The sequence below is a fragment of the Pseudomonas sp. 32_A genome (assembly GCF_017490905.1).
In the GTDB taxonomy this organism is placed as follows: domain Bacteria; phylum Pseudomonadota; class Gammaproteobacteria; order Pseudomonadales; family Pseudomonadaceae; genus Aquipseudomonas; species Aquipseudomonas inefficax.
Window position 1 is genome coordinate 31861 of sequence record NZ_JAFGYI010000031.1, and the last position, 26975, is coordinate 58835.

Genomic DNA, 26975 nt, shown 5'->3' on the forward strand with positions numbered 1-26975 from the left:
GCCTCAACCCGGGGACCATGCTCCCTCGGCTAACAGAAAATCGATGAACACCCGCACCCGCAGCGGCATGTGCCGAGCCTGGGGGTAGATCAGCATGAACGGCCGCGAAGTGCCGCCAAATTCGGCGAGCACTTCCACCAGTTCGCCACTGGCCAGTGCATCCTGCACGGTAAAGCGGTAAGCCTGCATCAGCCCGCCGCCATGGCGCACCAGCGTGGCGGTGGCGAGGAAGTCGCCCAGGCAGGTGAACCCACCCTGGGTTTCGATCTCCACCTGCCGGCCCTGCTGGCGAAAGCTCCATGGTGGGTGGCGGCCACTGCTGGGCAGTTCGAACTGGATGCACTCATGTTGCAGCAAGTCGTGTGGTGTTCGTGGCGTGCCGGCACGGGCCAGGTAGCCCGGCGTAGCCACCACCACCAGTTCGGCATCTTCCAGGCGACGCGCCACCAACCGTGAATCGGCCGGCTCGCGGCCACGAATGGCCAGGTCGAATGGTTCCTCGGCAAAGTCGACGTTGCGGTTGCTGACATGCACATCCACCTGCACCTTTGGGTAGCGCTGGCGAAACCGCGGCAGCAGCGGCAACAGCCGGTGGTGGGCATAGGGTGTGGGTGCACTGATGCGCAGCCGACCACTCGGCTCGACTTGCCCGCCGGTGACCTGGCGCTCGGCCTCCACCAGCTGCCCCAGTGCCTGCCGGCATTGCTGGTAATAGGCCTGGCCGGCTGCGGACAGGCGCATCTGCCGGGTGGTGCGGACGAACAGGCGCACGCCCAGGCGCTCTTCCAGGCGCGCCACGCTGCGGCTGACCGCCGCCGGCGTAACACCGGCCTCCGTGGCCGCAGCAGTGAAGCTGCCGCTGTCGGCGGCCAGGCAGAACAGCTCCAGGCTGCCCAGTTGCAGATCATCGAAATGGCGGGTCATGACGGCCTGATTGATTACATGATGTATCGATTGAAATGCCCCGCGCCCCATTTTTCAAGTACTGATTGCAACCTACAGTGGCTTCACACCGAGCCCATGGCTCACTTCACTGGAGATCATGCACATGAACACGCCACGCACCGTCATCATTACCGGGGCCTCGAGCGGCCTGGGTTTCGCCCTGGCCGAGGCCTTCCTCGAACGCGGCGACAACGTGGTCGGCAATGCCCGCAGCCAGGCCCGCCTTGAGCAAGCCGCCGCCCGCCTCGGCAACCCATCGCGCTTCATCGGCGTGGCTGGCGACATCGCCGAACCGGGCACGGCGCAGCGCCTGTTCGCCAGCGCCGGGCAAGCCTTTGGCGGGGTCGACCTGCTGATCAATAACGCCGGCATCTTCATTGCCAAGCCATTTGCCGACTACAGCGAAGCGGATGTCGACGCCCTGGTCGGCACCAACCTCAAGGGTTTCTTCTACCCGGCCCAGGAGGCCGCGCGGATCATGACCAGGCAAGGGCATGGGCAGATCATCGCCATCACCGCCTCCATCGCCTTGCAACCGGACACCCGCGTGCCGGCCCTGCTGCCGGTACTGGTCAAGGGTGGCCTGAACCAGGCGGTGAAAGGACTGGCCCTGGAACTTGCAGCCAGCGGCGTGCAGGTGAATGCCGTGGCGCCGGGGATCATCGATACACCGCTGCATGGTGGCAACACCCAAGGCATGGGCGCGCTGTCGCCCAGTGGCCGCACCGGCTTGCCACAGGATGTTGTGGATGCAGTGTTGTACCTGGCCGACTCACGCTTCGTCAGCGGCGTGATCCTGCCGGTGGATGGCGGTAGCACCGCTGGCATCTGGCATTGAACCGAGGAGCGAGCAACCATGCCCTATGTCCATATTCGCGTGACCGATGAAGGCGTGAGCGCTGAGCACAAGCGCCAGCTGATCGAACAGACGACCCACATGCTTCAGCAGGTGCTGGGCAAGCCGCCGGCCAGTACCTTTGTGGTGATCGAGGAGGTGCCGACCGATAACTGGGGGGTTGGCGGGGAGACAGTGACTGCGGTGCGGGCGCGAGAGCGGGGGTGACCCAGGGGCCGCTTTGCGGCCCAATCGCCGGCAAGCCAGCTCCCACAGGATCACCACAGGCCTGAACATTGTGGGGTCCCTGTGGGAGCTGGCTTGCCGGCGATGGGCTGCACAGCAGCCCCCTACTGGCGCAACCGCTCCAACGCCTGCAACACATACCCCGTGGCCCGCTCCATCTGCCCTTCCCGGCAAGCAATACCCAATTGCCGCCACAACCCCGGCCGCAACGGCCGGCGGGCAATGCGCCGGTCCAGCTCGGCCGCCTCCCCCTCCTGCGGCAGCAGCGTCGCCCCATACCCGGCCCCGACCAGGCTCTTGATCGCATCGTTGTAGTTCAGCTCGATTCGCGGCTCGGGGTACAAGCCCGCGGCCGCGAACCACTCACCGGTCACCCGCGAAAGCTGGGTGCTGCTGTCGTTGAGGATCAACGCCCGCTGCGCCAGCCAGGCCGGCGTGACCCTGGCCGGCGGCTGCCAGTCGGCCGGCACGTAGGCCAGGATCGGGTCGCGCCGCCAGGGCGTAACCGCAAGCCCTTTGCCGGCCACCTGTGGCAAGGCCACCAGGCCGATATCCAGCGTGCCCTCGCGCAGGCGCGCCAACGAAGCCTGGGAGGTCAGCACCTGTACCTGCACATCGATCCCTGGGTGCACCGTACGCAGGTGCTCCAGCGCCTGCGGCAGCAGGTGCGCGATGGCACCGGTGGAAGCGCCCAGGCGTACCCGGCCGGTCAGGCCCTCGACCTGCCGGCGCACTTCATCCAACGCCAGGTCGGCGTCAGCCAGCAGGCGGCGGGCACGTGCCAGCAGGGTTTCGCCGATGGCCGTGGGCCGCACCTGGCCGCGAGTGCGGGTAAGCAACGGGGCGCCGATGCGCGCCTCCAGCTCGGCCACGTGCAGGCTGATGGTGGGCGGTGCCAGGTTCAGCTGGCGAGCGGCTTCGGCAAAGGAGCCCAGGTCGGAGATGGCCACCAGGGTGCGGAGGCGGTCGAGGCTGATTTCGCGCATGGGCCAAACTCATTCAGAAAAGATGAACATGTCGATCATCATATTCAAATTTTCTTTACCAAAGCCAAAAGCGAACATAGGCCATCCCTCCCCGACCGGACTTTGACCATGCACACCCCTGTTGTCTTCATCGACGGTGACCAAGGCACCACCGGCCTGCAGATTCATGCCCGCCTGCAAGGCCGTAGCGACCTGCGCCTGCTGACCCTGCCCGAAGCCGAACGCAAAGACCCGCAACGGCGCCGCGAGGCAATCAACAGCGCCGACATCGCCCTGCTGTGCCTGCCCGACGATGCCGCCCGCGAGGCCGTGGCGGCGATCCATAACCCGCAGGTGCGGGTGATCGACGCAAGCTCCGCGCACCGCACCAGCCCAGGCTGGGTCTATGGCCTGCCGGAGCTCGACGAGCAACAAGCCGAGCGCATCGCGCACAGCAAGCGCGTCAGCAACCCCGGCTGCTACCCTACCGGCGCCATCGCCCTGTTGCGCCCACTGGTCAAGGCCGGCCTGTTGCCAGCGGATTACCCGCTGAACATCCACGCCATCTCCGGCTATTCCGGTGGTGGCCGCGCCGCAGTCGAACGGCATGAACAGCCCGCCGCCGGCAAAACCCCGGCCCTGCAACTGTACGGCCTGGAGCTGGCGCACAAGCATGTGCCGGAGATCCAGCAGCACGCCGGGCTGTCGGCGCGGCCGATGTTCATGCCCGGCTACGGTGCCTACCGCCAGGGCATCGTGCTGAGCATCCCGCTGCAGTTGCGCCTGCTGCCCGGCCAGGTCAGTGCCGAACAGCTGCAGGCCTGTCTGCAGCAGCACTACCAGGGTGCCCGCCATGTCCAGTTGATGCCCCTGCACCAGCACGGCGCAGCGCCGAACCTCGACCCCGAGGCGTTGAACGACAGCAACGACCTGCGCCTGGCGCTTTACGCCAACCCTGAGCATGGCCAGGTGCTGCTGACCGCAGTGTTCGACAACCTCGGCAAAGGTGCTTCCGGTGCGGCGGTGCAGAACCTCGACCTGATGCTCGGTGCATTGCAGGTACAAGGCTGACCGACAAAACCGGTTAGACTGTACAGCCCGCGCCCGCATGGCGCGGGCCGTCCATCTACCCGCCGGAGCCCACCCCCCGATGTTCATCCTGAGCCGCCTCGACAGCGTGCCGCCTGAATCTTTCCAGAACCAGATCCGCGAACTGGTGATCCACCACGTTGGCGAACTGAGCAGCGTCGCAATCAGCGCCGACAACCCGCTGTACCCGCTGTACCAGTACGGCGTCGGCATGGAGGTGCACCAGTACCTGCAAGCGCTGGACGGCACCCGCGGCCTGGCCGTGGCGCTGACCCTGGCGCTGGACGCCGAGGCGCCAGACCAGTTGCTGGGTTTTGCGCTGTCATTGCCGGCCGAGGACGATGAACAGGCGTGCGCCCTGGCATTCCTGGCCGTGCGCGCCAGCCATCGTCGCCAGGGCATCGCCCGCGCCCTGCTGGGCGACCTGCAGGCACGCCATGCCTGCGTCGAGCTGAATGCCTTCGCCGGCCAGGTACCGTGGTTCGAAGCGATGGGCATGCAGGTGGTGGCCGCCAACGGGCCGCAGGTACTGATGAGCAGTACCGGCCAGGCTAGCGGCGCGCTGATCGGGCGACTGGATATTGCGCCGATCTACCAGACGGCGGAAGTGATGCAGATCCATACCTACCTGCTCAACCAGCAGGGTGAGGATGCGATGATCGAAGCGGAACAGATGCGGGATGAGCGGCTGGACGAACTGACCGCTCAGGCGCAGGAGTGTGTACGGCAGCGCAAGACCGTGCATTGATCCAAGGACTTCTTCGCGGGTAAACCCGCTCCCACAGGCCCGGTGATATCCCTGTGGGAGCGGGTTTACCCGCGAAGAAGCCGCAACGGCCCGTCAGCCATGCACCCAACGCCGATGCAGCCCACGCGCCAGGGCATCCAGCACGAACCCCAGCACCCCGATCAACAGCACCATCGCCATCAGCTCGGAATACGCCAGCCGGTCGCGGGTATCGAGAATGAAGTACCCCAGCCCAGCACTGACCCCGAGCATTTCGCACGGCACCAGCACGATCCACAGTATACCGATGGCCAGGCGCACGCCGGTCAGCACATGGCCGATCACCCCGGGCACGATCACCTTGCACAAGGTTTCCCAGCGCGTGGCGCTCAAACTGCGGCTCAACTGCAACCAGCGCGGGTCCAGCTGCCTTACCCCGGCCGCCGTGTTCAGCAAGATCGGCCACAACGCAGCAAATGCCAGCAGGAAGTAGACAGGCTGGTCCCCCACGCCCATCAGCATCACCACCACCGGCATCCACGACAGCGGCGAGATCATGCGCAGGAACTGGAACGCCGGCGTGGTCGCCGCCTCCAGGTGCCGGTAGCTGCCCACCAGCAAGCCCAGTGGCACGCCGATCAGCAGCGCCAGCAGCAGCCCGACCAGGATACGCTTGAGGCTGACCCAGATATGCCCGTACACCTCGCCCTGCCCAAGCAACTCGATCAGGCTGGCCAGGGTCGCTGCTGGCGAAAAGCGTGCCGACAAGCCATCGGCCTGGCCGAACAGCGCGACACCGGCCCACCACAACAGCAACAAACCCAGCAACCCGGCCAGCCCCAGGCCGGCATGAACGACATGCGTGCGCATCAGACCGCGAACTCCTCGCTACGCTCGAAGTTATCGGCGATGCCGAACACCGACGGCCCGCCAACGCTGGCGATGGCGTTGCGCACGAAGCGGTCGTCGACCAGATCGCGGGCGGTATGTGCCGGGTCCAGGCCGGCCAGGAACGCGTTATCGCCCTCGATCAGGGTGGTTTTCAGGCGCTTGACCAGTTCTTCGGTGTAGCTGGGGAACGGGTAAGGCTGGAAATCGATGCGCTTTTCGTCCCACTGCTGGTGGCGAATGGCGCCGCTGGCAATGTAACCGGCACGGTCCTCCGCGGCCGGGGCCAGCACTTTGCCAAGCACTGCTGGTTCATGCGGGGTGTACTTGTTGGGGCCGGCTTTGGACAACAATGCAGCGGCCTCGGCGCGGTGGTCACGGGTCCAGTGCTGGGCCTTGACGATGGCGTTGACTACCTTCTGCGACCACTCCGGGCGGTTGTTAAGGTCGTGCTCGTGCATGAACACCACACAGCAGGCGTGGTTGCGCCACACATCGCCGGTAAAGCGCTGCACCCGGCCGACCTTGAGGTTCTCGGCCAGGGCGTTGAATGGCTCGGCGACGATATAGCCGGCGATGCGCTTGCTGGCCAGCGCCGGCGGCATGTCGGATGGCGGCAATACCAACAGGTTGACTTCGTTGCCGGCCAGTGGCGCATTGGCCGGCTTCGACACCGGGGTCAGGCCGTTGTCGTTGAGCATCTGTTGCAGCACGACGTTGTGGATCGAGTACCAGAACGGGATGGCCACGGTCTTGCCGCCCAGCTGCTTCATGTCGTTGATATCCGGGGCCACGGTCAGGCCTGAACCGCCCACATGGTTCCAGGCCACCACCTTGGCCGGCACCTTGCTGCCGTAACGGGCCCATACGGTCATCGGCGACAGCAGGTGAATGACATTGACCTGGCCAGAGATGAACGCCTCGATCACCTGGGCCCAGCTGCGCAGCAGCACCGGGCGCTCGACCTTGATGCCCTCGGCCTCGAACAGGCCGTTGTTGTGCGCGACCAGCAGCGGCGTGGCGTCAGTGATTGGCAGATAGCCGATACGCACTGGCGCGTCGGGCTCGGCGGCGGCACGGGCCTGCAGGCTCGACAGCAACGGCAGTGCACCGGCAGCCGTGAGCATGGCGCCGAGCTTGAGGAAATCGCGACGCGAAGAAGAGGAACAGCAGTCATCCATGCACATGGACAGCCTCCGAGGGCAATGGGGTTGGAGTAGGTTCGACTGTGCGGCTTGCCCGCCGAAGGGTTTTGAGTATTTCGATGCGCAAGGCGCCCAGCTCCTCGACCCGCTGCGTCCGTGGTTGCGGCAGGTCGATGTGCCACTGGCCGAGGGTGTGCGCTGGGTGGTTGCCCAGTAGCAGTACCCGGTCGGAGAGCAGCAGGGCTTCGTCGATATCGTGGGTGATCAGCACCGCCGCCGTGTTGTGGGTGGCGATAAGTTGCAGCAGCAGTTGCTGCATGTCGGCCCGGGTCACTTCATCCAGCGCGCCGAACGGCTCGTCGAGCAACAGCACTTCGGGCTGGCGGGCCAGGCAGCGGGCCAGCGCGGTGCGCTGGGCCATGCCGCCAGACAACTGCGCCGGGTACTGGCCGCGGGCATGGGCCAGGCCCACGGCGGCAATCGCATGGTCGATGCGCGCGCGCCGTTCGGCGGCGGCAAGTTTTGGCTGGCGGGCAAAGTCCAGGCCGAAGGCGACGTTCTTTTCCAGGTTCAACCACGGCAACAGGCTGGGGTCCTGGAAGGCCACCGCCAGGCGTGGGTGCGGGCCTTGCAGCGGTTGGCCGTGCAGGGTCACGCTGCCACCGCGGGGCTGCTGCAGGCCGGCCAGAACCCGCAGCAGGCTGGACTTGCCGACCCCGCTGGGGCCGAGGATGGTCACCACTTCGCCGGGGGCCAGTTGCAGGTCGAACTGCGCCAGCACCGCCTGCCAGCCACCCTCGCGCGGGTAGCCCAGGCTGATGTCGCGGGCTTCGAGCAACACTGGGCTCATGCCGCGCCCGCCTGGCGTTGCAGTTCGGCGCGCAGTTGCACCAGGCTGGGCGTGACGATCGGCACGAAGGCCGACTCGCGCCAGCGGCGGGCAAAGCCTTCACCGTACTCGCTGAGGTAAGCCTTGCCACCACTGGCCTGCAACTCTAGCTGTACGGCGTCGGCAGCGCTTTCGGCCAGGGTGATGCGCAGCTTGAACAAGGCTGCCGGCTGCTGCTGGAAGCGGCCATCGAGCAGGCCCTGCTTGAGCTCGCTCACGGTGTTTTCCAGGCGCTCGCCGAGCACCTGGCGTGCTTCGTCGAGGAAGGATGCACGGCCATGCAGGTGTGCCTGCACTTCCGCCAGTGCCCGCCGCGCCAGGCCAATGGCCATGCCGCACTGCAGCGCCAGGAAAGCCGGGCGTACCCGAGGCAGGAACTCGCGGGCATTTTCGTGCAGCAACCAGCCGCGCTGCAATTGCACCTGGTGGAAGGCCAGTGCCGCGGTGTTGCTCGACTGCAGGCCCATCAGTTGCAGGTCGTCGGAACGCTCCAGGCCCTGCGCGTCGGATGGAATGGCCAGCACGAACGGTGCTCCACCGGCTTCGTCTTCGATAGCCGCAGCCACCACGAAGCCGCTTTTGCGCAGGTTGGTCACCCAGTGCAGGCGCCCTTCCAGCTGCCAGCCATCGGCTGCCGGGCGGCCGCGCACCTGCAACGCTTCGATGCCGGACAGGAACTTCATGGCGTTGGACAGCCCGGTGGCGCCGGCCAGTTCGCCAGTCAGCAGGCGCGGCAACAGGTGCTCGCGCAGGGGCTGGTTGGGGCTGTGCAGCAGGTATTCGATGAAGGCGCGCTGGCCCCAGCAGACGAACGCCGCTGCCAGCGAGCGGCTGGCGATTGCGGCGATGGCCTCGACCGCGTTGGTCACTTGCCCGCCCGTGCCGCCCAGGGCCGGGTCGACACCGACGCGCAGCAGCTGCGATTCGGCGATTTGCGCCAGTACCAGCTGCGGCTCGCAGTGGCCCCGGTCAATGGCCTCGGCATTGGCATCCAGCCAGTGTCGAAATGCACAATCTTGCATGGTCTTGCTCCTTTTGGGACGCCGGGGCCGCTGTGCGGCCCGTTCGCGGCACAAGGCCGCTCCTACAACGACCGCATCATGGCCGCTAGCAAACAGGGTCTATGCAGATGGCTGCCAGCGGTACTTGCCGAGCTCGTCATTGAGCGGCGTCTGGGCGAACACATTAGCAAAGTTGCACAGGGTTGCGAGGCTTACGCCCAGAATCACCTCCAGGGCGTTGCCTTCACTGAAGCCGGCGGCGCGGAAGGCCTGGTAAGTGTCCTCGCTGACATTGCCACGGGTGGCGATGACTTCGCGGGCGAACGCGGCCAGGGCTTCATAACGGGCATCGGGCAGCTCGCCACGGGCACGCAGGGCATCGACCACCTCCTGCGGCAGCTTGGCCTTGTTCAGGGCCACGGCCGTGTGGCCGGCCACGCAGAAGTCGCAGCCATGCTGGGTGGCGGCAATCAGCTGCACCACTTCACGCTCGGCCAGGCTCAGTTCGGATTTGCCGTTGAGTGCCGAAACGGTCACGTAGGTTTCCAGCGCCGCCGGGGCATTGGCCAGCACGCCCAGCAGGTTGGGGATGAAGCCGGAATTCTTCTGCGCGTTCTCGAGGAACGGGCGGGCCGCTTCCGGGGCGCTTTGCAGCGTGTGTAAAGTAATGCGCGCGGACATGGAGTAGTCTCCTTTGATGGGTGTCACTACAGTCTGTTGGTTATAAGAACTACCCTCCATATTCATCAGTCGCCTTTCCTTGCTCTAGAGTCTTTGCATTAGATGATTTCATCCAGCCACCTTGTCGATTGGTTATTAGAGGGCCTGGAGCTCGATGCCAGCCTGTTCCATGTAGGCCGCTACTGCGGCGGCTGGCACGCCAGCACCGAAGGCATGGGCAGGGCCAGCTTCCACCTGGTGGTGCAAGGGCATTGCTGGCTGCACATCGACGGCCAGCCCGAGGCACTGCGCCTGGAGGCCGGCGATGCGGTGTTCCTGTTGCGCGACCTCGGCTATCGCCTGGCCAGCGACCAGGACCCGGCCAGTGCCTGCACCCAGCCGCGCCAGCAGATGCAGGCCATGGACGTCGACGCGGTCGATGGCGTGGGGCTGGTATGTGGTTTCTTCCACTTCAGGCCGGGCTTGTCGGCGCTGATCGTCGACGGCCTGGCCGACTGGATATTGCTACGCGCCGATGAACCGGCCGGCCATGCAGCGCGGGCGTTGTTCGAGCTCATTCTGGAGGAATGCCGGCGCGCCGCCGGGCCGTCACAGACGTTGCTGGAGCGGCTGACGCACTTGTTGTTCCTGTATGTGCTACGCCAACAGGTGCATGCCGAGCAGCCATTGGGCGGGCTGGTCGCCCTCGCCCGGCAACCGGCGTTTGCCGGGTTGCTGGAGCAGTTGATCGAGCAACCGGGGCATGCGTGGACGCTGGAAAGCATGGCCGCCTGCACGGGGTTGTCGCGGTCGGCGTTTTTCAAGCGTTTCAACGAACTGGCCGGACAGTCGCCTGGGCAAGTACTGCTGGCGTTGCGCATGCGCCATGCCAGCCAGTTGCTGCGGGCGGGGCATACCGTGGAGCAGGTGGGGGCGCAGGTGGGGTATCAGTCGGTGGCGGCGTTTACCCGGGCGTTTGCCAAGGCGGTGGGGGTGCAGCCGGGGGCGTATCGGCGGCAGCATGAAGGGCGTTAGCCTGCACTGGCCTCTTCGCGGGTGAACCCGCTCCCACAGGGGTATCACAATCTCTGAAACTTGTGGGGTACCTGTGGGAGCGGGTTTACCCGCGAAGAGGCCAGCGCGGGCGACAATTCAGACCTCGGTGAGCGGAATATCTCCTGCCCCTTTACCCTCCCGCCGCTCACCCATCCACGCATTGACCTTCTGCCCGAACTCGGCCGGCGCCTTGCGCCCGAACCGCCGCGCCAAGTCAAGGATGGTCTGCTGCGCCAGGGCCTCTTCCATGCGCTTTTGCGCTCCCAGCATCACCGCATGGATCGCGCACATGCCCTCGGTCGCCCAAGCCGGCGGCGAACCCTCGAACAGGCTGCAACGTTCGCGAATTTCGCGGCAGTCGAAGATCTTCTTCGGCCCGTCGATGGCATTGACGATATCCAGCACGGTGATTTCATCCGACGGCCGCGCCAGCCGGAAGCCACCGCGCACGCCCTCGGTGGCAGCCACCAGCCCGGCACGGGCCAGCTTGGTGAAGACCTTGGCCAGGTACTCCTGGGGCACCCCCTGCAACTCGGCCAGGTCGCGCACGCTGGACTCGCGCGAGTCGCCCCGCTCGTCCACCAGGAACAGCAGGCAATGGATACCGTATTCGACGCCAGCACTGTAGAGCGACATATCTATCTCCGACCAATCTTGTCGCAAATGATACGCCTGTAGTACCTGCTCCGCAAAGTGCGCAGCTGCCGACGGCCGGCCGCTTTCATCCATTTATTCCAGTAAATACGGCTGTTCCGGCCAGGAAATGGCGGTGCGAAGTGTCGCCCTTCTGAAAAAAAGACTTGCAGGCACAAACTACGATCAATACAGTCGTAGTTACTCGAGAGGCACACAACCCGCCCTCGAAGCCCCCTTTCGAACCTTGCGGAGCACCTTCATGAACTCGAACATCCTCATCATCGGTGCCGGCTTTGCCGGTGTATGGAGCGCCCTGAGCGCTGCGCGCCTGCTCGATCAGGCCCAGCGTGCCGACATCAGCATCAGCGTCCTTGCTCCGCAGCCTGAACTGCGTATCCGCCCACGCTTCTACGAGGCCGACGTGCACGGCATGAAGGCCCCGCTGGGCGAGCTGTTCGAAGCCGTGGGCATTCATTTCATTCCGGGCAACGCCGACAGCATCGATACCGAAGGGCGCAGCGTCAGCTACACCGACGCCCAGGGGCACCGCCAACAGATCGCCTACGACCGCCTGATCCTCGCCGCTGGCAGCCAGGTCGCACGCCCGGCAGTGCCTGGCCTGGCCGAACATGCATTCGATGTCGACCAGATGGAATCGGCCATGCGCCTGGAACAGCACCTGGTCGGCCTGGCCGCCCTGCCCGCTTCGCCCGCACGCAACACTGTGGTGGTTTGCGGTGGTGGCTTCACAGGTATTGAAACGGCCACGGAAATGCCTGCCCGCCTGCGTGCCATCCTTGGCGCCAGTGCAGCATTGCGGGTGGTGGTGGTCGACCGCGGTGCGCACGTTGGCGCGGCGCTGGGCGCGGGTATCACGCCGTCGATCATCGCCGCCTGCAAACAGGCCGGGGTCGAGTGGAAGGCCGGGGCTTCGGTGGTGGCCGTCGATGCCGGTGGCGTTACCTTGGACAACGGCGACCATATCGCCAGCAACACCGTGATCTGGACCGTTGGCGTCAAGGCCAGCCCGTTGACTGCACAGGTTGCCGGCGAGCGTGACAACTTCGGCCGGCTGAAAGTGGACGACCACCTGAAGGTGCTGGGCCAGGACCATGTGTACGCCACGGGCGACACCGCCTGGGCCGCTGTGGACGAGCTGGGCAACCACGCCCTGATGACCTGCCAGCACGCCATCCCCATGGGCCGCCACTCCGGCAACAACGCAGCGGCTGACCTGCTCGGCCTGCAGCCGGTGTTGTACCGCCAGCCCAAGTACGTCACTTGCCTGGACCTGGGCGAATGGGGCGCGGCCTACAGCGAGGGTTGGGAACGCGAACTGAAACTGCATGGCCAGGAAGGCAAAGACCTCAAGCGCCAGATCAACTCGGTATGGATCTACCCGCCAGCGGCCGATCGCGCCCTGGCACTGGCCGCTGCCGACCCGCTGATCGCGATCGCTTGACCATAAACCTGACAAAACCGCCGCCTGATGGCGGTTTTGTCAATTAGTGTCATGACATGAAATGACCTTTCGAGAATGATGGCCATATGGCATCATTCAAGACAAAAAGAAATCAAGAGGTGAGGCACACAACTGAATCCGCAGCGCTTCCAGAGCCTGGCGCCACTTCCGGTGACCCGGCCATCCGCCCAAGCTCCTGAGGCCTGCACGCCACCATCAAGGAGCATGTCATGCAATCAAGGAATTTGAAGATCGGCATTCGCGCTGCCTGCGTGTTCGCCCTGTTGGGCATCCTGGTCCTGTTCATGGGCCTTGCCGCACTTTACGAAACCCGGCAGATGGACAAGGCCACGGACGAAATCCGGGTCAACTGGATGCCCGCCGTGGTGGCACTGAGCGAGATCAGCAGCAATCTTGGCCGCTCCCGCGCCCTCACCCTGCGTACCGCACTGGACAACAACCCCAGCGAACGCAACCGCAACCTGCAGCTGCTCGACGATACCAATGCCAAGATGAAGGATGGCCTGAAGGCATACCAAGGCACCATCACCGCCGCCGATGACCGCGCCCTGTTCGACACCTTCGATAGCGCGCACCAGCAATACCTCGAACTGCAGACACGCGTGCTGCAGGACATTGCTGCTGGCCGCATGGAAGACGCAAAGCAGCAGATCACCGGCCCTCTGAGCCAGCGCGCCGACAGCATGATGCAAGCCATGGCGGCGCTGATCGCCTACAACGGCAAAGGTGCCGAACAAGCCTCGCAGCGCAGCAGCGACGTGGCTGACGAGGCGTTCATCGCGATCATTGTCTCGCTGCTGGTGATCATGCTGGCGCTGGTCGCCCTTGCCACCGTGCTCACCCACAGCATCGTCGTGCCGCTGGCCGATGCAGTGAGCGTGGCCGAACGCGTGGCGACCGGCGACCTGACCCAGGACATCCGTGTAGTCGGCCGCGACGAGCCTGCCTTGCTGCTGCGCGCCCTGGGCCGCATGCAGGGCAGCCTGCGCGACACCATCCGCCAGATCGCCGCCTCGTCCGACCAGTTGGCCTCGGCTTCGGAGGAACTGCACACCGTCACCGAAGACACCAGCCGCGGTCTGCACCAGCAAAGCGCGGAGATCGACCAGGCGGCCACCGCGGTCAACCAGATGACTGCGGCGGTCGAGGAAGTGGCGAACAACGCCGTGAGCACCGCCGACGCCTCGAAGGGTGCCGACCAGACCACCCGTGATGGCCGCGACCGGGTCAACCAGGCGCTGGCTTCCATCCAGCATCTGGTGGCTGACGTGACCGGCACCTCGGCCGAGATCGAACAGCTGGCCAACAATGCCAACGAGATCAGCCGTGTGCTGGACGTGATTGGCGCGATTGCCGGGCAGACCAACCTGCTGGCGCTGAATGCCGCCATCGAAGCGGCCCGCGCCGGCGAGGCGGGCCGTGGCTTTGCGGTGGTTGCCGATGAGGTACGCGCCCTCGCCCACCGCACCCAGCAGTCGACCGCAGAGATCGAGCAGATGATTGCCGGTATCCAGAACGGTACCGAGCGGGCGGTGACGGCGATGCACAGCAGCCAGGGCCGCGCCAGCGGCACGCTCGAGGTGGCGCAAGGCGCCGGTCAGGCGCTGGAGGTGATTGCCGAGGCGATAGCCTCGATCAACCAGCGCAACCTGGTGATTGCCAGCGCCTCGGAGGAACAGGCGCAGGTGGCGCGGGAGGTGGACCGCAACCTGGTGAACATCCGCGACCTGGCGATGCAGACCTCGGCGGGGGCCAACCAGACCAGTGCGGCGGCGCAGGATCTGTCGCGGTTGGCGGTGGACCTGAATGGCCTGGTGGCGCAGTTCAAGGTTTGAGCTGAAATAGCCGGGGCCGCGTTGCGGCCCATTCGCAGCACAAGGCTGCTCCTACATGCATCGTGATTCCCTTGCAGGAGCAGCCTTGTGCTGCGAATGGGCTGCAACGCAGCCCCGGTTACAGCAACAACGCTCTATCAGTCATTCACACTCACGACCCGCCCCGCCTTCTCGGCAGCCTTGCCCCGGGTCGCCAGGCAGTAATACAGCGGCACCGTCACCAGCAGGCCGAACAGCCACGAAAGGTCAGCCCCTTCGACGATATTGGAGTACGGCCCCACATACAGCGACGTATTGGCAAACGGCAGCTGCACCAGGATGCCGCAGGCATAGGCAATGATCGCGTGGTGGTTGAAGCGGCCATAGATGCCGCCGTCGGCCCTGAAGATCGAGGCGATGTCGTACTGGCCCTTCTTGATCAGGTAGAAGTCGATCAGGTTGATCGACGCCCATGGCACCAGCACCAGCAGCAGCGCCAGGATCAAACCGATGAACTGGCCGATGAAGTCCGCCGATGCATTCAGCGCCACCATGCCGCAGCCCACCAGAATCACCCCAGCCAGCACCACCCGCACCTTGATGCTCGGTGTCCACTCGGCAATGAAGGTCTGGATCGCGGTCACGATCGACAGCACCGCACCATACAGGTTGAGCGCGTTGTGGCTGATGATGTTGAGCAGGAACAGCACCATCAGGATCGGGCCCAGCCAGCCGGTGGCCTGCTTTACCGCATCCATCGCATCGGTACCTTCCGGCACGCACAGCACCGCCACCGCACCAAAGCTGAAGCACAGGATGGTGCCCAGGGTAGCGCCGAAGTAGGTGGCCCAGAACGGCTTGGCAATGCCCACTTCACGCGGCAGGTAGCGCGAGTAGTCGGAGGTGTACGGCGAGAAGCTGATCTGCCAGATGGTGCCCAGCGACACGGTGGCGATGAAGCCCGACAGGTTGAACGCGCCACGGCTGAAGAAGTCGGCCGGCAGTTCCTGGGCGAACATCATGATGAAGCCGGCCAGCAGCGCCGAACCCATCACCCAGGTACCGATGCGGTTGAGGATGTGGATGAAACGGTAGCCGATCACGCCGATGGCGGTGGCACTCAGCGCACCGATCACGATCGCGCCCGGCATCGGCACGCTCGGGGCAATGCCGTGAATGGTCTTGCCCGCCAGGACAATATTGGAAATGAAGAAGCCGACATAGATCAGCGCGGTGAAGAACACGATCAGCAAGGCACCGTAGCGGCCGAACTGGCCGCGGCTCTGCACCATCTGCGGAATGCCCAGCTGCGGTCCCTGCGCAGAGGCAAGGGCAATGACCACGCCCCCGACCAGATGGCCCAGCACGATGGCGACCAAGCCCCACAACAGGTTCAGGTGGAACACCTGGACCACCATGGCGCCGGTGACGATGGGCAGTGGCGCGATGTTGGTACTGAACCAGAGGGTGAACAGGTCGCGCGCCTTCCCGTGGCGCTCGGCAGGTGGAACGTAATCGACCGTGTGATTCTCGACAAACTGGTGTTGCGACGACGGTTGGGACATAGGATTCAGCTCGAAAGGTCGTTTTTATCTTTGTAAGGAAACCGCATCTAGGCGGCCTCTCAGCTGCGGACCATATTATGGTATTCCAAACTTTTGACAACACTGATCCGTAGGAAAAAACGGCCACTGATCCGCTCGCGCAAGCCCTGCGGCAAACCGCCACACCGCTCAAACCCACGGCATACGTGGGCTTGAGCCGTTCATCGCGCAATACCCTTGCTTGAAAATTCCGCTTGCAAAATAGGTATTACGGTATACCATCAGACACATCAACGATAAAAACCGCGGACCACCGCAGCCCTATAGAGGTACACCAGATGATCGACGCAACCATCTACAAGCAGGTTCTGGGCTCCTTCCCGTCCGGCGTTACCGTCATCACTACCCAGGACGACGACGGCTCGGTCGTCGGCCTGACCGCCAGCGCCTTCTCGTCCCTGTCGATGGACCCGCCGCTGGTGCTGTTCTGCCCCAACTACACCTCCGACTCCTACCCCGTGCTGATCAGGCAGAAGCGCTTCGCCATTCATCTGTTGTCCGGTGAACAGCAGGCCGAAGCCTACGCGTTCGCCAAGAAGGGCAAGGACAAGGCCAGCGGTATCGAGTGGTCCCTGAGCGAACTGGGCAACCCGATCCTGGCCGGTGCCACCGCGGTCATCGAATGCGAACTGTGGCGCGAGTATGAAGGTGGCGATCACGCCATCATGGTCGGCAAGGTGCACAACCTGATCGTCCCTGCAGAGGCGCCACGGCCGATGGTGTATTGCCGCGGCAAAATGGCCAGCCTGCCGGCCTTTGCCTGAAGCCTGTTCTGAATCGAGACCGCTGGCGCCAACCCTGCCAGGCGCCAGCCCCTTTCAAGCGTTGAGGAAAGCCCCATGAAATTTTCGTTGTTCGTGCACATGGAACGTTGGGATGAACAGGTCAGCCACCGCCAGCTGTTCGAAGACCTGACCGAACTGACCCTGATGGCCGAGAACGGCGGTTTCAGCACCGTGTGGATCGGCGAACACCACGCCATGGAATACACCATCTCACCAAGCCCGATGCCGCTGCTGGCCTACCTGGCTGCGCGCACCGACAAGATCCGCCTGGGCGCCGGCACCATCATCGCGCCGTTCTGGAACCCGATCCGTGTGGCGGGCGAATGCGCCCTGCTCGATGTGATCAGCAACGGCCGCATGGAAGTGGGCCTGGCCCGTGGCGCCTACCAGTTCGAATTCGACCGCATGGCTGGTGGCATGCCGGCCACCGACGGCGGCAAGGCCCTGCGCGAAATGGTGCCGGTGGTGCGCAAGCTGTGGGAAGGCGACTACGCCCATGACGGCGAAGTCTACAAGTTCCCGACCTCCACCAGCGTGCCGAAGCCATTCAACGCCACCCCACCGATGTGGATCGCCGCCCGCGACCCGGACTCGCACAACTTCGCCGTGGCCAATGGCTGCAACGTCATGGTCACCCCGCTGATGAAGGGTGACGAGGAAGTGCTGGACCTGAAGAACAAGTTCCAGGCCGCCCTGGACAACAACCCGGGCGTGCCGCGCCCACAACTGATGGTGCTGCGCCACACCCACGTGCACAGCCCGGCTGAGCCGGAAGGCTGGAAAGTCGGCGCCCAGGCCATCTCGCGCTTCTACCGCACCTTCGATGCCTGGTTCGGCAACAAGACCACCCCGGTCAACGGCTTCCTCGAGCCAAGCCCGGAATCGAAGTTCGCCGAAGTGCCGGCGTTCGAGCTGGAGAACATCCGCAAGAACACCATGATCGGCACGCCGGAAGAGATCATCGCGCGTATCAGGTACTACCAGGAACTCGGCGTCGACGAGTTCAGCTTCTGGTGCGACAACAGCCTGCCCCACGCCGAGAAGAAGAAATCGCTGGAGCTGTTCATCAAGGAAGTGGTGCCGGCGTTCGCCTGATTTCCCATTACCTGAAGCATTGCGGGACACGCCCGCTCCCGTGGGCCCTGTGGCCCGCGTGAGCGGGCTTTTTTTTGAGTATTGATCCGTTGCCTGTACCGGCCTCTTCGCGGGTAAACCCGCTCCCACAGGTATGGCGCAGACCATGAAACCTGTGGGGTACCTGTGGGAGCGGGTTCACCCGCGAAGAGGCCGGTACAGACAGCACAAAAATCAAGGCATCAGCCCACCTTTCGTCCCCCCGCAAGAGAAATTTCCAGCCGCCTCTTGCACAACAAATATTATGGTATACCATCAGACAACAAGAGCTGATAACCCTCACCAGGAGCCACCCATGAGTTTCGAAATCCGCAAGATCGTCACCTACTCCGAAGAGACCCGCATCGAAGGCGGCAAGGCCACCGACAAGCCGGTGACCATGGTCGGCCTGGCCGTCGTGATCAAGAACCCATGGGCCGGGCGCGGTTTTGTTGAAGATCTGAAGCCGGAAATCCGTGCCAACTGCTCGGACCTGGGTGCCCTGATGGTCGAGCGCCTGACCGCAGCCATCGGCGGCGCCGACAAGATCGAAGCCTACGGCAAGGCCGCAGTCGTTGGTGCCGACGGCGAAATCGAACACGCCTCGGCAGTAATCCACACCCTGCGCTTCGGCAACCACTACCGCGAAGCGGTACAGGCCAAGAGCTACCTGAGCTTCACCAACAAGCGCGGTGGCCCGGGCACTTCGATCCAGATCCCGATGATGCAGAAGGACGACGAAGGCCTGCGTTCGCACTACATCACCCTGGAAATGCAGATCGAAGACGCCCCGCGCGCCGATGAAATCGTCGTGGTCCTGGGCGCCTCCGACGGTGGCCGCCTGCACCCGCGCATCGGCAACCGCTACATCGACCTGGAAGAACTGGCTGCCGAAAAAGCCAACGCTCAATAACAACAACCAAGACGGGCCGGGGCGTGGCGTGCTTACCCGCCGCGCCCGACCTTCAAGGAGCGCCCTCCATGATTCAGCCTGTCGCTGAACGCACACCCGCCGGCACCAGCTACCTGTCCGTCGGCCAGGGCCAACCCGTGGTACTGATCCACGGCGTGGGCCTGAACAAGGAAATGTGGGGCGGTCAGTTCGTTGGCCTGGCCAATGACTACCGCGTCATCGCCTACGACATGCTCGGCCACGGCCAGAGCGCGCTGCCAGCCGCCGACATCGGCCTGGAAGGCTATGCCGCCCAGCTCGCCGAACTGCTCGACCACCTGCAGATCGCGCAAGCCACCGTGATCGGCTTCTCCATGGGCGGCCTGGTCGCCCGGGCGTTCGCCCTCGGCTACCCACAACGCCTGGCGGCACTGGTAGTGCTCAACAGCGTGTTCAACCGCACCCCCGAGCAGAGTGCCGGGGTTATCGCCCGCGCCGCCCAGGCTGCGCAGATGGGCCCCGACGCCAACGTCGACGCCGCGCTCGACCGCTGGTTCAGCCGCGAATACAAGGCTGCCAACCCGGCGCAGGTCGCCGCCATTCGCCAGGTGCTGGCGAGCAACGACCCGCAGGGCTACCACACCACTTATTCGCTGTTCGCCACCCAGGACATGTACCGCGCCGCCGACCTGGCCAGTATCCAGGTACCGACGCTGATCGCCACTGGCGAACTCGACTCGGGCTCCACCCCGGCCATGACCCGCCAGCTCGCCGCCAGCATTCCTGGTGCACGCAGCGTGGTCCTCGCCGAGCAACGGCATATGATGCCAGTGGAAGCACCGCGTGAAGTCAACAAGATGCTGCTGGACTTCCTCGCGCAAGCCCGCACCCTCACCGAATCCGCCAAGGGGATTGTTGCATGACCCTCGTTCGTTTCCAGATGTGCATCGACGGCCAATGGCGCGATGCCCAGAGCGGCAAGACCTTCGACAGCCTCAACCCGGCCACCGCCCAGGCCTGGGCGCAACTGCCCGACGCCGACGAGGCCGATGTGGAGCTGGCCGTGCAAGCCGCCCAGCGCGCCTTCGACAGCAAGCAATGGCGCAGCATCACCGCCACCGCGCGCGGCAAGCTGCTGCGTCGCCTGGGTGACCTGATTGCCGAAAACAAGGAACACCTGGCCCAGCTGGAAAGCCGTGACAATGGCAAGCTGATCCGCGAAACCCGCGGCCAGGTCGGCTACCTGCCAGAGTTCTTCCACTACACCGCAGGCCTTGCCGACAAGCTTGAAGGCGGCACCCTGCCGCTGGACAAGCCCGACCTGTTCGCCTACACCGTGCACGAGCCGATCGGCGTGGTGGCCGGGATCATCCCGTGGAACAGCCCGCTGTACCTCACCGCAATCAAGCTCGCCCCGGCCCTGGCCGCCGGCAACACCATCGTGCTCAAACCGTCCGAGCACGCCTCGGCGACCATCCTCGAACTGGCCCGCCTGGCCCTCGAGGCCGGCTTCCCGGCCGGTGTGGTCAACGTGGTCACCGGCTACGGCCCCAGCACCGGCGCGGCGCTGACCCGTCACCCGCTGGTGCGCAAGATCGCCTTCACTGGCGGTGCCGCCACCGCCCGCCACGTGGTGCGCAGCAGCGCCGAGAACTTCGCCAAGCTGTCGCTGGAGCTGGGCGGCAAGTCGCCGAACATCATCTTCGCCGACGCCGACCTGGACAGCGCCATCAACGGCGCCGTGGCCGGCATCTATGCCGCCTCCGGGCAAAGCTGCGTGGCCGGCTCGCGCCTGCTGGTGCAGGACGAAATCTTCGACGAGTTCGTCGAACGCCTGATCGCCCGTGCCAAGCGTATCCGCATCGGCAACCCGCAGGACGACGCCAGCGAAATGGGCCCCATGGCTACCGCGCAACAGCTGGCAGTGGTCGAAGGCCTGGTGGCCGCGGCCAAGGCCGAAGGCGCCAAGCTGCACATGGGCGGCAAGCGTGCCGAGGTCGAGGGTGACGGCTGGTTCTACGAGCCGACCCTGTTCGAGTGCGACAGCAATTCGATGACCATCATGCAGGAAGAGGTGTTCGGCCCGGTTGCCGCGGTAATCCGCTTCAAGACCGAGGAAGAAGCCCTGGCCATCGCCAACGACTCGCAGTTCGGCCTGGCCGCCGGCATCTGGACCCGCGACCTGGGCCGTGCCCACCGCCTGGCCCGCGACGTGCGTTCGGGGATCATCTGGGTCAACACCTACCGTGCCGTGTCGGCCATGGCGCCGATCGGCGGGTTCAAGAACAGCGGCTACGGCCGTGAGAGCGGCATCGATTCGGTGCTGGCCTATACCGAGCTGAAGACGGTGTGGATCAACCTGTCCACCGCGCCGATGCCCGACCCGTTTGTGATGCGCTAAGAGGTAGCACAAGATGATCGAACCAGGCATCTACAAAGACGTGATGGGCTCCTTCCCGTCCGGCGTCACGGTGGTCACCACCCTCGACGCCGACGGTGCCATCGTCGGCATCACTGCCAGCGCGTTCAGCGCGCTGTCGATCGACCCGGCGCTGGTGTTGTTCTGCCCCAACTACGCCTCCGACACCTACCCCATCCTGCGTGACAGCAAGCAGTTCGCGATTCACCTGCTGTCCGCCGACCAGACCGCCGAGGCCTATGCCTTCGCTGGCAAGGGCAAGGACAAGGCCAAAGGCATCGACTGGCACCTGAGCGAACTGGGCAACCCGCTGCTGGCCAAGGCCACGGCGATCATCGAGTGCGAACTGTGGCGCGAGTACGACGGCGGTGACCACGCGATCATTGTCGGTGCGGTGAAGAACCTGGTGCTGCCGGCCGAGCCGGTAACGCCGATGGTCTACCACAAAGGCAAGCTGGGCGCCCTGCCGCCCTTGGGCTGATAGACCTTGAGCTCGGCGTTGGCTTCTTCGCGGGTAAACCCGCTCCCACAGGGATCGCACAGATGCTGAAACCTGTGCAGTACTTGTGGGAGCGGGTTCACCCGCGAAGAAGCCAACGCAAAAGACCCTGTTTAAATCCGGAGTACTGCCCATGAGCAATGAAAAGTACGAACAAGGCCTGCAGATCCGCACCCAGGTGCTGGGCGAGGACTACGTCAACCGCTCGATCCAGAACGCCGACGACTTCACCAGGCCGTTGCAGGAGCTGGTCACCGAATACTGCTGGGGCCACGTCTGGGGCCGCGAAGGCTTGTCGCTCAAAGAGCGCAGCATGATAAACTTGGCCATGATTTCCGCGCTCAACCGGCCCCACGAGCTCAAGCTGCACATTCGCGGCGCCTTGCGTAATGGCCTGAGCCGTGAACAGATTCGCGAGATCCTGCTCCAGGTCGGCATTTATTGCGGCGTGCCCGCGGCGGTGGACAGTTTCCGCCTGGCCCGCGAAGCGTTCGCTGAAGCCGATGCGGAGTCAACCCGTTAACACCGGGCTGTTCGAACCCACGCAAGGAGCACCCAGGTTCGTGGTGCTGTTGCGGTTGCGGCCGGGCAGCCTCTTTAAGAGCGCACTTGATGAAACGCCAGCCACTCGACGACAGCTTCAAGGTCAACCGCAACCCCGTTACCCTGCGCGAAATCGTGCTCGACAAGCTGCGCGCCGCGATCATGAACTTCCACCTGCTGCCAGGCGACCGCCTGGTCGAGCGCGACCTCTGCGACCGCCTCGGCGTCAGCCGCACCTCGGTGCGTGAAGCCCTGCGCCACCTGGAGTCCGAAGGCCTGGTGGAATTCGCCGACGCCAAGGGCCCGCGCGTGGCCATCATCACCCTGGAAGACGCCCGCGACATCTACGAGCTGCGCTGCGTGCTCGAAGGCCTGATCGTGCAGCTGTTCACCCTCAACGCCAAGGCCAAGGACATTCGTGCCCTGGAACGCGCGCTGGAGGTCAACCGCGAAGCCCTCGAAGAAGGCGAGCTGCAACAGGTGCTGGATTCGGTACAAGGTTTCTACGATGTGCTGCTGGAAGGCTCCGGCAACCAGGTGGCGGCACAGCAGCTGCGCCAGTTGCAGGCGCGCATCAGCTACCTGCGCGCCACCTCGGTGTCGCAGGAGAACCGACGCGGCGCCAGCAACCGCGAAATGGAAAAGATCGTCGAGGCGATCAAGAGCGGTGACCCGCTGGTTGCCCACCAGGCCTCGGTCGACCACGTCCGCGCCGCCGCCAAGGTGGCCCTGGACTACCTGCGCCAGAAGCAGGATGACAACACCAAGGTGCGCGACATCGTCGAGCCCCTGGCCCTGAAGGAACCACGTATAGGTCGCTGACGATGCCCAACGCCCCGCGCTACTGCCCGCACTGCACCACGGAACTGGCCCGGGGCGTTCCCACAGGCGACACCCACGAACGCCTGCACTGCACCGGCTGCGGCTATATCCACTACATCAACCCGAAGATCATCGCCGGCTGCATCATCGAGCGTGATGGCAAGTACCTGCTGTGCCAGCGCGCCATCCCGCCGCGCCCTGGCACCTGGACTTTGCCGGCCGGGTTCATGGAAGCTGGCGAGACCACCGAGCAGGCCGCACTGCGCGAGGTCTGGGAAGAAAGCGGTGTACGCGCCGAAATCGTCTCGCCGTACTCGATCTTCAGCGTCCCGAAGATCAGCGAGGTCTACATCATCTTCCGCGCCATCGCCACCGAAGAAACCGGGCAGTACGGGCCGGAAACGCTGGCGTACAAGTTTTTCGAGCCGGATGAAGTCCCTTGGGATGAAATCTACTACCCGGCGATCCGGCAGATCCTGGAGCGCTATATCCTCGAGCGACAGGCCGGGGTTTATGGCATCTACATGGGCAATGACGATACTGGCAAAGTGCACTTCATTCGCTAGCCTGGGCCGGCCTCTTCGCGGGTAAAACCGCTCCCACAGGTACGGTGCACACCTTGAGCAATGTGCTATCCCTGTGGGAGCGGGTTTACCCGCGAAGAGGCCGATACAGCCACCAAAAATTCTCGCCAAACGTCTATTCTGGATGCACCCTTAGGGCCTTGCGAAAAAGGACCAGCAGAACACATGGCAAAATGGCTAGACGGCGGCGGGCTGATGGCCGAGCGCATCCGCAACCACGATTGGGCCGCCACCCCGCTGGGCCCTCTGCAGCACTGGCCTGACTCGCTGAAAACTTGCCTGGCCCTGTGCCTGGCCTCGCGCTTCCCGCAAGCCGTACTGTGGGGCCCCGACCTGCTAACCCTGCACAACGACGCTTTCTCGCAGATTCTCGGGCAAAAGCCCTCGGCACTTGGCATCCCCTTCAGCACTGTCTGGCAGGAAGCCTGGGCTGATATCGGCGACCTGGCCAACCGCGCCATGGCTGGCGAGGCGGTGTACATCGAAGACTTCCCGCTCGTCATCGACCGCAACGGCGGCCCCGAACGGGCCTGGTTCACCTTCTGCTACAGCCCCATCCGCGATCACGATGGCAAGGTGCTGGGCATGCTGGATACGGTCACCGAAACCACCGCCAGCGTGCTCGCCAACCAGCGCCTGAAGTTCCTCGACGACCTGGGCCGCGCTGTGGCAGATGCCACCGACCCGGAGCAGATCCTTGCAACTACCACGCGCATGCTGGTCGAGCACCTGCAACTGTCGAGTTGCGCCTACGCGGTGATGGAACCAGACGAAGACGGTTTCACCATCTGCGGTGACGCCGTGGCGCCCGGCTCGCCGCACCTGCTGGGCCGCTACCGGCTGCAGGACTTCGGCAAGCTGGCGCTCGGCCGCCTGCGCAGTGGCCTGCCGCTGGTCATTCAGGACAACCTGAGCGAGCTATCCCCGGAGGAAGCTGCCACCTTCCAGTCCATCGGCATTACCGCGACCATTTGCATGCCTCTGATCAAAGGCGGCCGGCTGACCGCGCTGATGGCCATCCACGACAAGGCGCCACGCAAGTGGACCTACCATGAGCAGACGCTGATCAGCGAAGTCACCGAGCGCTCCTGGGCGCATATACAGCGGGGACAGGCCCACGCCAAGGTACGCGACGCCATGGCGGCACTGGAGGCACTGAATGCCACCCTCGAACAGCGCGTCGACGATCGCACCAGCCAGTTGTTGCACACAGAAGCCGTGCTGCGCCAGACCCAGAAGCTCGAAGCCATCGGCCAACTTACCGGTGGCGTGGCCCATGACTTCAACAACCTGCTGACCATCATTCGCTCGTCGCTGCACTTTCTGCAACGCCCTGACCTCGATGCACAGCGCCGAGAACGCTACCTCAAGACCATATCCGACACCGTCGACCGCGGTACCAGGCTGACCGGCCAATTGCTGGCCTTCGCCCGCCGCCAGGCCCTGAGCCCGCAAGTGTTCGAGGCCGGGCCACGACTGGAGGCCATGGCCGACATGCTCGACACTGCCACCGGTACACGGATCCAGGTCGAGCTGCAATTGCCGCAGGCGCCTTGCCATATCCGCGCCGACCTCAATCAGCTGGAAACCGCGGTAATCAACCTGATGCTAAACGGCCGCGATGCCATGGCCGGCGAAGGCACCTTGCAACTGCGCCTGCAGGCCGACCAGCATCTGCCCGCCCTGCGCGGCCAGGCGCCACAACCGGGCCCGTTCGCGGCGATTTCGGTGAGCGACAGCGGTGTCGGCATTGCCGCCGAACTGCTGGAGCGCATCTTCGACCCGTTCTTCACCACCAAGGCACCGGGTGAAGGCACCGGGCTCGGGCTGTCGCAGGTGTTCGGTTTTGCCAGGCAGTCCGGGGGCGATGTGCAGGTGAACAGTGTCCCGGGCCAAGGCACCACCTTTACCTTGTACCTGCCCCAGGAACCACCGCCCGAAGCCTAGCGCTCAACGCCGTCCTTCCGCCAGCATGCGCACGGCCAGGCCCGCCAGTACTGTGCCCATCAGCCAGCGCTGAACCTGCTGCCACAGCGGGCGACCGGCGAGGAACAGGGCGATGGACCCGGCCATGATAGCGATCAGTGCATTGACCGAAACACTGATGGCGATCTGCGTCGACCCCAGCACAAGCGACTGCAGCAGCACGCTGCCATGCCCCGGCTCGATGAACTGTGGCATCAACGACAGGTACATGACGGCGATCTTGGGGTTGAGCAGGCTGGTGGCAAAGCCCATGGTGAACAGCCGCCGCGGGCTGTCGGCAGGCAGATCACGAACCTGGAACGGCGAACGGCCACCAGGGCGCAGTGCCTGCCAGGCCAGGTACAACAGGTACAACGCGCCACAGATGCGCAGCGCGTCGTAGGCAAAGGGCACAGCCATCACCAGGGCAGTGATGCCCAGCGCGGCGCAGAACATGTAGATGACGAAGCCCAGGGCCACACCACCCAACGAAATCAGCCCGGCCTTGCGGCCCTGGCAAATCGATCGGGAGATAAGGTAGATCATGTTCGGCCCTGGGGTCAGGACCATGCCGAGACAGATCAGGGCGAAGGTGAGCAGCTGCGTGGTTTCTGGCATGGGGCACGTCCTGGATGTGCGTTGAAGTGCTGCGAGTTTATCCGAGGCTTTGCTTGTCGTCTGTACCGGCCTCAACGAATCTGGCCGGCTATCAAACCCAGGGCCACCGTTATCATCGCCACTCCCGACACCCGGCCAACCAGCCTCGCAGCCCCCGGCCGAGTGCTCAACACGGCTTTGGCGCCATAGCCGACCAGCGAGTAGATCACCAGCGAGCTGCACAGGTGCACCAGGCCCAGCAGCAAGATCTGCAGCGGCACCGGCCAGCTCGACTGCGGGTCGGTGAACTGCGGCAACAGGGCCAGGAACAGCAGGAACACCTTCGGGTTCAAGCCACTGACGCAAAACCCCTTCAATGCCCAGCGTGAACCCGACTCCCCCGCCACGTCCCGCCCAGCCGCCGGCAATGCCGGGCTCAGCAGCAGGTTGCCACCCAGCCACAGCAGGTAGCTGCACCCCGCCAGGGTCAGCAAGGTCAGCGCCAGCGGGTGGCCGGCCAGCAGGCTGCCGACCCCGGCCGCCACCACCAGGGTCGCGAGGAAATGCCCCGACAGCATCCCCGCCACCGCAGGCATAACCCAGCGCCCGCGCATGCCGGCCGAAATGGCATAGGCCCAGTCCGCGCCCGGGGTAATAACGAACAGCATCGACACGGCCCAGAACGCCGTCAGAACACTGAGAGCCACTTGAATCTTCCTTTTCCACTGCTTTGGGATGACCAAAGATTACGGATTCCGCCAAGGGATTTTCTT

At 64.6% G+C, this 26975-nt stretch carries 28 protein-coding genes; 17 read left to right on the top strand and 11 right to left on the bottom strand.

Annotation, left to right across the window (positions count from 1 at the left end; genetic code table 11):
* Nucleotides 1-3: 3 nt before the first annotated feature.
* On the bottom strand, nt 4-924 hold the full coding sequence (locus J5M58_RS18440; protein ID WP_207879033.1) for a LysR family transcriptional regulator: 921 nt from the start codon (nt 922-924) through the stop codon (nt 4-6).
* A gap of 124 nt (nt 925-1048) precedes the next feature.
* Between J5M58_RS18440 and J5M58_RS18445 the strand changes: the two genes are divergently transcribed.
* On the top strand, nt 1049-1783 hold the full coding sequence (locus J5M58_RS18445; protein WP_207879035.1) for an SDR family NAD(P)-dependent oxidoreductase: 735 nt from the start codon (nt 1049-1051) through the stop codon (nt 1781-1783).
* Between the two features lie 18 nt (nt 1784-1801).
* Nucleotides 1802-2008, top strand: a complete 207-nt coding sequence (locus J5M58_RS18450; RefSeq protein WP_063913650.1) for a 4-oxalocrotonate tautomerase family protein — start codon at nt 1802-1804, stop codon at nt 2006-2008.
* A gap of 122 nt (nt 2009-2130) precedes the next feature.
* On the opposite strand, the gene J5M58_RS18455 is transcribed toward J5M58_RS18450, so the two are convergent.
* Nucleotides 2131-3012 carry a LysR family transcriptional regulator gene (locus tag J5M58_RS18455; RefSeq protein WP_207879037.1) on the bottom strand — a complete coding sequence of 294 codons (882 nt, stop codon included), beginning with the start codon at nt 3010-3012 and terminating at the stop codon, nt 2131-2133.
* Between the two features lie 108 nt (nt 3013-3120).
* Here J5M58_RS18455 and argC point away from each other — a divergent pair, with 108 nt between their 5' ends.
* Nucleotides 3121-4062 (top strand): N-acetyl-gamma-glutamyl-phosphate reductase, encoded by a 942-nt coding sequence (gene argC / locus J5M58_RS18460; RefSeq protein ID WP_013973018.1) that lies wholly within the window; start codon nt 3121-3123, stop codon nt 4060-4062.
* A 79-nt stretch (nt 4063-4141) separates the two neighbouring features.
* Complete coding sequence (locus tag J5M58_RS18465; RefSeq protein WP_112252621.1) at nt 4142-4828, top strand: GNAT family N-acetyltransferase; 687 nt, start codon at nt 4142-4144, stop codon at nt 4826-4828.
* 93 nt (nt 4829-4921) lie between these two features.
* On the opposite strand, the gene J5M58_RS18470 is transcribed toward J5M58_RS18465, so the two are convergent.
* The 5 genes from J5M58_RS18470 to J5M58_RS18490 form a co-directional block, all read right to left on the bottom strand.
* The gene (locus tag J5M58_RS18470) at nt 4922-5677 is read right to left on the bottom strand and encodes an ABC transporter permease (RefSeq protein ID WP_207879039.1); all 756 of its coding nucleotides are present in this window, start codon (nt 5675-5677) and stop codon (nt 4922-4924) included.
* On the bottom strand, nt 5677-6882 hold the full coding sequence (locus tag J5M58_RS18475; protein ID WP_112252623.1) for an ABC transporter substrate-binding protein: 1206 nt from the start codon (nt 6880-6882) through the stop codon (nt 5677-5679). Before J5M58_RS18475 ends, J5M58_RS18470 begins: the two co-directional genes overlap by 1 nt.
* Nucleotides 6869-7690: an ABC transporter ATP-binding protein gene (locus J5M58_RS18480; RefSeq protein WP_054572569.1), complete on the bottom strand. Its 822-nt coding sequence runs from the start codon at nt 7688-7690 to the stop codon at nt 6869-6871. Before J5M58_RS18480 ends, J5M58_RS18475 begins: the two co-directional genes overlap by 14 nt.
* Nucleotides 7687-8751, bottom strand: a complete 1065-nt coding sequence (locus J5M58_RS18485; RefSeq protein ID WP_112252625.1) for an acyl-CoA dehydrogenase family protein — start codon at nt 8749-8751, stop codon at nt 7687-7689. The genes J5M58_RS18480 and J5M58_RS18485 overlap by 4 nt, the downstream gene beginning before the upstream one ends.
* 99 nt (nt 8752-8850) lie before the next feature.
* Nucleotides 8851-9411, bottom strand: coding sequence for a carboxymuconolactone decarboxylase family protein (locus J5M58_RS18490; protein ID WP_112252626.1), 561 nt, complete (start codon nt 9409-9411; stop codon nt 8851-8853).
* A 102-nt stretch (nt 9412-9513) separates the two neighbouring features.
* On the opposite strand from J5M58_RS18490, the gene J5M58_RS18495 reads away from it, so the two are divergent.
* Nucleotides 9514-10425 carry an AraC family transcriptional regulator gene (locus J5M58_RS18495; RefSeq protein ID WP_112252627.1) on the top strand — a complete coding sequence of 304 codons (912 nt, stop codon included), beginning with the start codon at nt 9514-9516 and terminating at the stop codon, nt 10423-10425.
* 117 nt (nt 10426-10542) lie between these two features.
* Here the strand turns inward: J5M58_RS18495 and J5M58_RS18500 are convergent, their stop codons facing one another.
* A complete protein-coding gene (locus tag J5M58_RS18500; protein WP_112252628.1) occupies nt 10543-11082 on the bottom strand; it encodes an Rrf2 family transcriptional regulator in 540 nt (179 codons plus the stop codon).
* A gap of 259 nt (nt 11083-11341) precedes the next feature.
* On the opposite strand from J5M58_RS18500, the gene J5M58_RS18505 reads away from it, so the two are divergent.
* Nucleotides 11342-12544 (top strand): NAD(P)/FAD-dependent oxidoreductase, encoded by a 1203-nt coding sequence (locus tag J5M58_RS18505; protein ID WP_112252629.1) that lies wholly within the window; start codon nt 11342-11344, stop codon nt 12542-12544.
* Between the two features lie 230 nt (nt 12545-12774).
* On the top strand, nt 12775-14400 hold the full coding sequence (locus J5M58_RS18510) for a methyl-accepting chemotaxis protein (RefSeq protein WP_112252630.1): 1626 nt from the start codon (nt 12775-12777) through the stop codon (nt 14398-14400).
* A gap of 137 nt (nt 14401-14537) precedes the next feature.
* Here the strand turns inward: J5M58_RS18510 and J5M58_RS18515 are convergent, their stop codons facing one another.
* Nucleotides 14538-15944 carry a cytosine permease gene (locus tag J5M58_RS18515; protein ID WP_207879041.1) on the bottom strand — a complete coding sequence of 469 codons (1407 nt, stop codon included), beginning with the start codon at nt 15942-15944 and terminating at the stop codon, nt 14538-14540.
* A 317-nt stretch (nt 15945-16261) separates the two neighbouring features.
* Here J5M58_RS18515 and J5M58_RS18520 point away from each other — a divergent pair, with 317 nt between their 5' ends.
* From J5M58_RS18520 to J5M58_RS18565, 10 genes are all read left to right on the top strand, one after another.
* The gene (locus J5M58_RS18520) at nt 16262-16747 is read left to right on the top strand and encodes a flavin reductase family protein (RefSeq protein ID WP_112252633.1); all 486 of its coding nucleotides are present in this window, start codon (nt 16262-16264) and stop codon (nt 16745-16747) included.
* A gap of 75 nt (nt 16748-16822) precedes the next feature.
* A complete protein-coding gene (locus J5M58_RS18525) occupies nt 16823-17863 on the top strand; it encodes an LLM class flavin-dependent oxidoreductase (protein WP_112252634.1) in 1041 nt (346 codons plus the stop codon).
* Nucleotides 17864-18197: 334 nt separating this feature from the next.
* The gene (locus J5M58_RS18530) at nt 18198-18794 is read left to right on the top strand and encodes an amino acid synthesis family protein (RefSeq protein WP_003258678.1); all 597 of its coding nucleotides are present in this window, start codon (nt 18198-18200) and stop codon (nt 18792-18794) included.
* A 68-nt stretch (nt 18795-18862) separates the two neighbouring features.
* The gene (locus J5M58_RS18535; protein WP_112252635.1) at nt 18863-19696 is read left to right on the top strand and encodes an alpha/beta fold hydrolase; all 834 of its coding nucleotides are present in this window, start codon (nt 18863-18865) and stop codon (nt 19694-19696) included.
* Nucleotides 19693-21174, top strand: a complete 1482-nt coding sequence (locus J5M58_RS18540; RefSeq protein ID WP_112252636.1) for an aldehyde dehydrogenase — start codon at nt 19693-19695, stop codon at nt 21172-21174. Before J5M58_RS18535 ends, J5M58_RS18540 begins: the two co-directional genes overlap by 4 nt.
* 13 nt (nt 21175-21187) lie before the next feature.
* Nucleotides 21188-21673: a flavin reductase family protein gene (locus J5M58_RS18545; protein WP_207879043.1), complete on the top strand. Its 486-nt coding sequence runs from the start codon at nt 21188-21190 to the stop codon at nt 21671-21673.
* Between the two features lie 151 nt (nt 21674-21824).
* The gene (locus tag J5M58_RS18550) at nt 21825-22214 is read left to right on the top strand and encodes a carboxymuconolactone decarboxylase family protein (RefSeq protein WP_207879046.1); all 390 of its coding nucleotides are present in this window, start codon (nt 21825-21827) and stop codon (nt 22212-22214) included.
* A gap of 89 nt (nt 22215-22303) precedes the next feature.
* Nucleotides 22304-23056: a GntR family transcriptional regulator gene (locus J5M58_RS18555; RefSeq protein WP_085623601.1), complete on the top strand. Its 753-nt coding sequence runs from the start codon at nt 22304-22306 to the stop codon at nt 23054-23056.
* Nucleotides 23057-23058: 2 nt separating this feature from the next.
* Complete coding sequence (locus J5M58_RS18560) at nt 23059-23622, top strand: NUDIX hydrolase (RefSeq protein ID WP_112252638.1); 564 nt, start codon at nt 23059-23061, stop codon at nt 23620-23622.
* 183 nt (nt 23623-23805) lie between these two features.
* Complete coding sequence (locus J5M58_RS18565) at nt 23806-25587, top strand: ATP-binding protein (RefSeq protein WP_207879049.1); 1782 nt, start codon at nt 23806-23808, stop codon at nt 25585-25587.
* 3 nt (nt 25588-25590) lie between these two features.
* Here J5M58_RS18565 and J5M58_RS18570 read toward each other — a convergent pair whose 3' ends face one another.
* Together J5M58_RS18570 and J5M58_RS18575 are read right to left on the bottom strand one after the other, a co-directional pair.
* A complete protein-coding gene (locus J5M58_RS18570) occupies nt 25591-26223 on the bottom strand; it encodes a LysE family translocator (protein ID WP_112252640.1) in 633 nt (210 codons plus the stop codon).
* Between the two features lie 71 nt (nt 26224-26294).
* Nucleotides 26295-26909: a LysE family translocator gene (locus J5M58_RS18575; protein WP_207879051.1), complete on the bottom strand. Its 615-nt coding sequence runs from the start codon at nt 26907-26909 to the stop codon at nt 26295-26297.
* Nucleotides 26910-26975 lie beyond the last annotated feature (66 nt).

What these genes read in the sequence shown, in the direction of transcription:
- J5M58_RS18440 (WP_207879033.1), bottom strand. Translation starts at nt 924, where the DNA reads ATGACCCGCCATTTCGATGATCTGCAACTGGGCAGCCTGGAGCTGTTC.
- J5M58_RS18445 (WP_207879035.1), top strand. Translation starts at nt 1,049, where the DNA reads ATGAACACGCCACGCACCGTCATCATTACCGGGGCCTCGAGCGGCCTG.
- J5M58_RS18450 (WP_063913650.1), top strand. Translation starts at nt 1,802, where the DNA reads ATGCCCTATGTCCATATTCGCGTGACCGATGAAGGCGTGAGCGCTGAG.
- J5M58_RS18455 (WP_207879037.1), bottom strand. Translation starts at nt 3,012, where the DNA reads ATGCGCGAAATCAGCCTCGACCGCCTCCGCACCCTGGTGGCCATCTCC.
- argC (WP_013973018.1), top strand. Translation starts at nt 3,121, where the DNA reads ATGCACACCCCTGTTGTCTTCATCGACGGTGACCAAGGCACCACCGGC.
- J5M58_RS18465 (WP_112252621.1), top strand. Translation starts at nt 4,142, where the DNA reads ATGTTCATCCTGAGCCGCCTCGACAGCGTGCCGCCTGAATCTTTCCAG.
- J5M58_RS18470 (WP_207879039.1), bottom strand. Translation starts at nt 5,677, where the DNA reads ATGCGCACGCATGTCGTTCATGCCGGCCTGGGGCTGGCCGGGTTGCTG.
- J5M58_RS18475 (WP_112252623.1), bottom strand. Translation starts at nt 6,882, where the DNA reads ATGTGCATGGATGACTGCTGTTCCTCTTCTTCGCGTCGCGATTTCCTC.
- J5M58_RS18480 (WP_054572569.1), bottom strand. Translation starts at nt 7,690, where the DNA reads ATGAGCCCAGTGTTGCTCGAAGCCCGCGACATCAGCCTGGGCTACCCG.
- J5M58_RS18485 (WP_112252625.1), bottom strand. Translation starts at nt 8,751, where the DNA reads ATGCAAGATTGTGCATTTCGACACTGGCTGGATGCCAATGCCGAGGCC.
- J5M58_RS18490 (WP_112252626.1), bottom strand. Translation starts at nt 9,411, where the DNA reads ATGTCCGCGCGCATTACTTTACACACGCTGCAAAGCGCCCCGGAAGCG.
- J5M58_RS18495 (WP_112252627.1), top strand. Translation starts at nt 9,514, where the DNA reads ATGATTTCATCCAGCCACCTTGTCGATTGGTTATTAGAGGGCCTGGAG.
- J5M58_RS18500 (WP_112252628.1), bottom strand. Translation starts at nt 11,082, where the DNA reads ATGTCGCTCTACAGTGCTGGCGTCGAATACGGTATCCATTGCCTGCTG.
- J5M58_RS18505 (WP_112252629.1), top strand. Translation starts at nt 11,342, where the DNA reads ATGAACTCGAACATCCTCATCATCGGTGCCGGCTTTGCCGGTGTATGG.
- J5M58_RS18510 (WP_112252630.1), top strand. Translation starts at nt 12,775, where the DNA reads ATGCAATCAAGGAATTTGAAGATCGGCATTCGCGCTGCCTGCGTGTTC.
- J5M58_RS18515 (WP_207879041.1), bottom strand. Translation starts at nt 15,944, where the DNA reads ATGTCCCAACCGTCGTCGCAACACCAGTTTGTCGAGAATCACACGGTC.
- J5M58_RS18520 (WP_112252633.1), top strand. Translation starts at nt 16,262, where the DNA reads ATGATCGACGCAACCATCTACAAGCAGGTTCTGGGCTCCTTCCCGTCC.
- J5M58_RS18525 (WP_112252634.1), top strand. Translation starts at nt 16,823, where the DNA reads ATGAAATTTTCGTTGTTCGTGCACATGGAACGTTGGGATGAACAGGTC.
- J5M58_RS18530 (WP_003258678.1), top strand. Translation starts at nt 18,198, where the DNA reads ATGAGTTTCGAAATCCGCAAGATCGTCACCTACTCCGAAGAGACCCGC.
- J5M58_RS18535 (WP_112252635.1), top strand. Translation starts at nt 18,863, where the DNA reads ATGATTCAGCCTGTCGCTGAACGCACACCCGCCGGCACCAGCTACCTG.
- J5M58_RS18540 (WP_112252636.1), top strand. Translation starts at nt 19,693, where the DNA reads ATGACCCTCGTTCGTTTCCAGATGTGCATCGACGGCCAATGGCGCGAT.
- J5M58_RS18545 (WP_207879043.1), top strand. Translation starts at nt 21,188, where the DNA reads ATGATCGAACCAGGCATCTACAAAGACGTGATGGGCTCCTTCCCGTCC.
- J5M58_RS18550 (WP_207879046.1), top strand. Translation starts at nt 21,825, where the DNA reads ATGAGCAATGAAAAGTACGAACAAGGCCTGCAGATCCGCACCCAGGTG.
- J5M58_RS18555 (WP_085623601.1), top strand. Translation starts at nt 22,304, where the DNA reads ATGAAACGCCAGCCACTCGACGACAGCTTCAAGGTCAACCGCAACCCC.
- J5M58_RS18560 (WP_112252638.1), top strand. Translation starts at nt 23,059, where the DNA reads ATGCCCAACGCCCCGCGCTACTGCCCGCACTGCACCACGGAACTGGCC.
- J5M58_RS18565 (WP_207879049.1), top strand. Translation starts at nt 23,806, where the DNA reads ATGGCAAAATGGCTAGACGGCGGCGGGCTGATGGCCGAGCGCATCCGC.
- J5M58_RS18570 (WP_112252640.1), bottom strand. Translation starts at nt 26,223, where the DNA reads ATGCCAGAAACCACGCAGCTGCTCACCTTCGCCCTGATCTGTCTCGGC.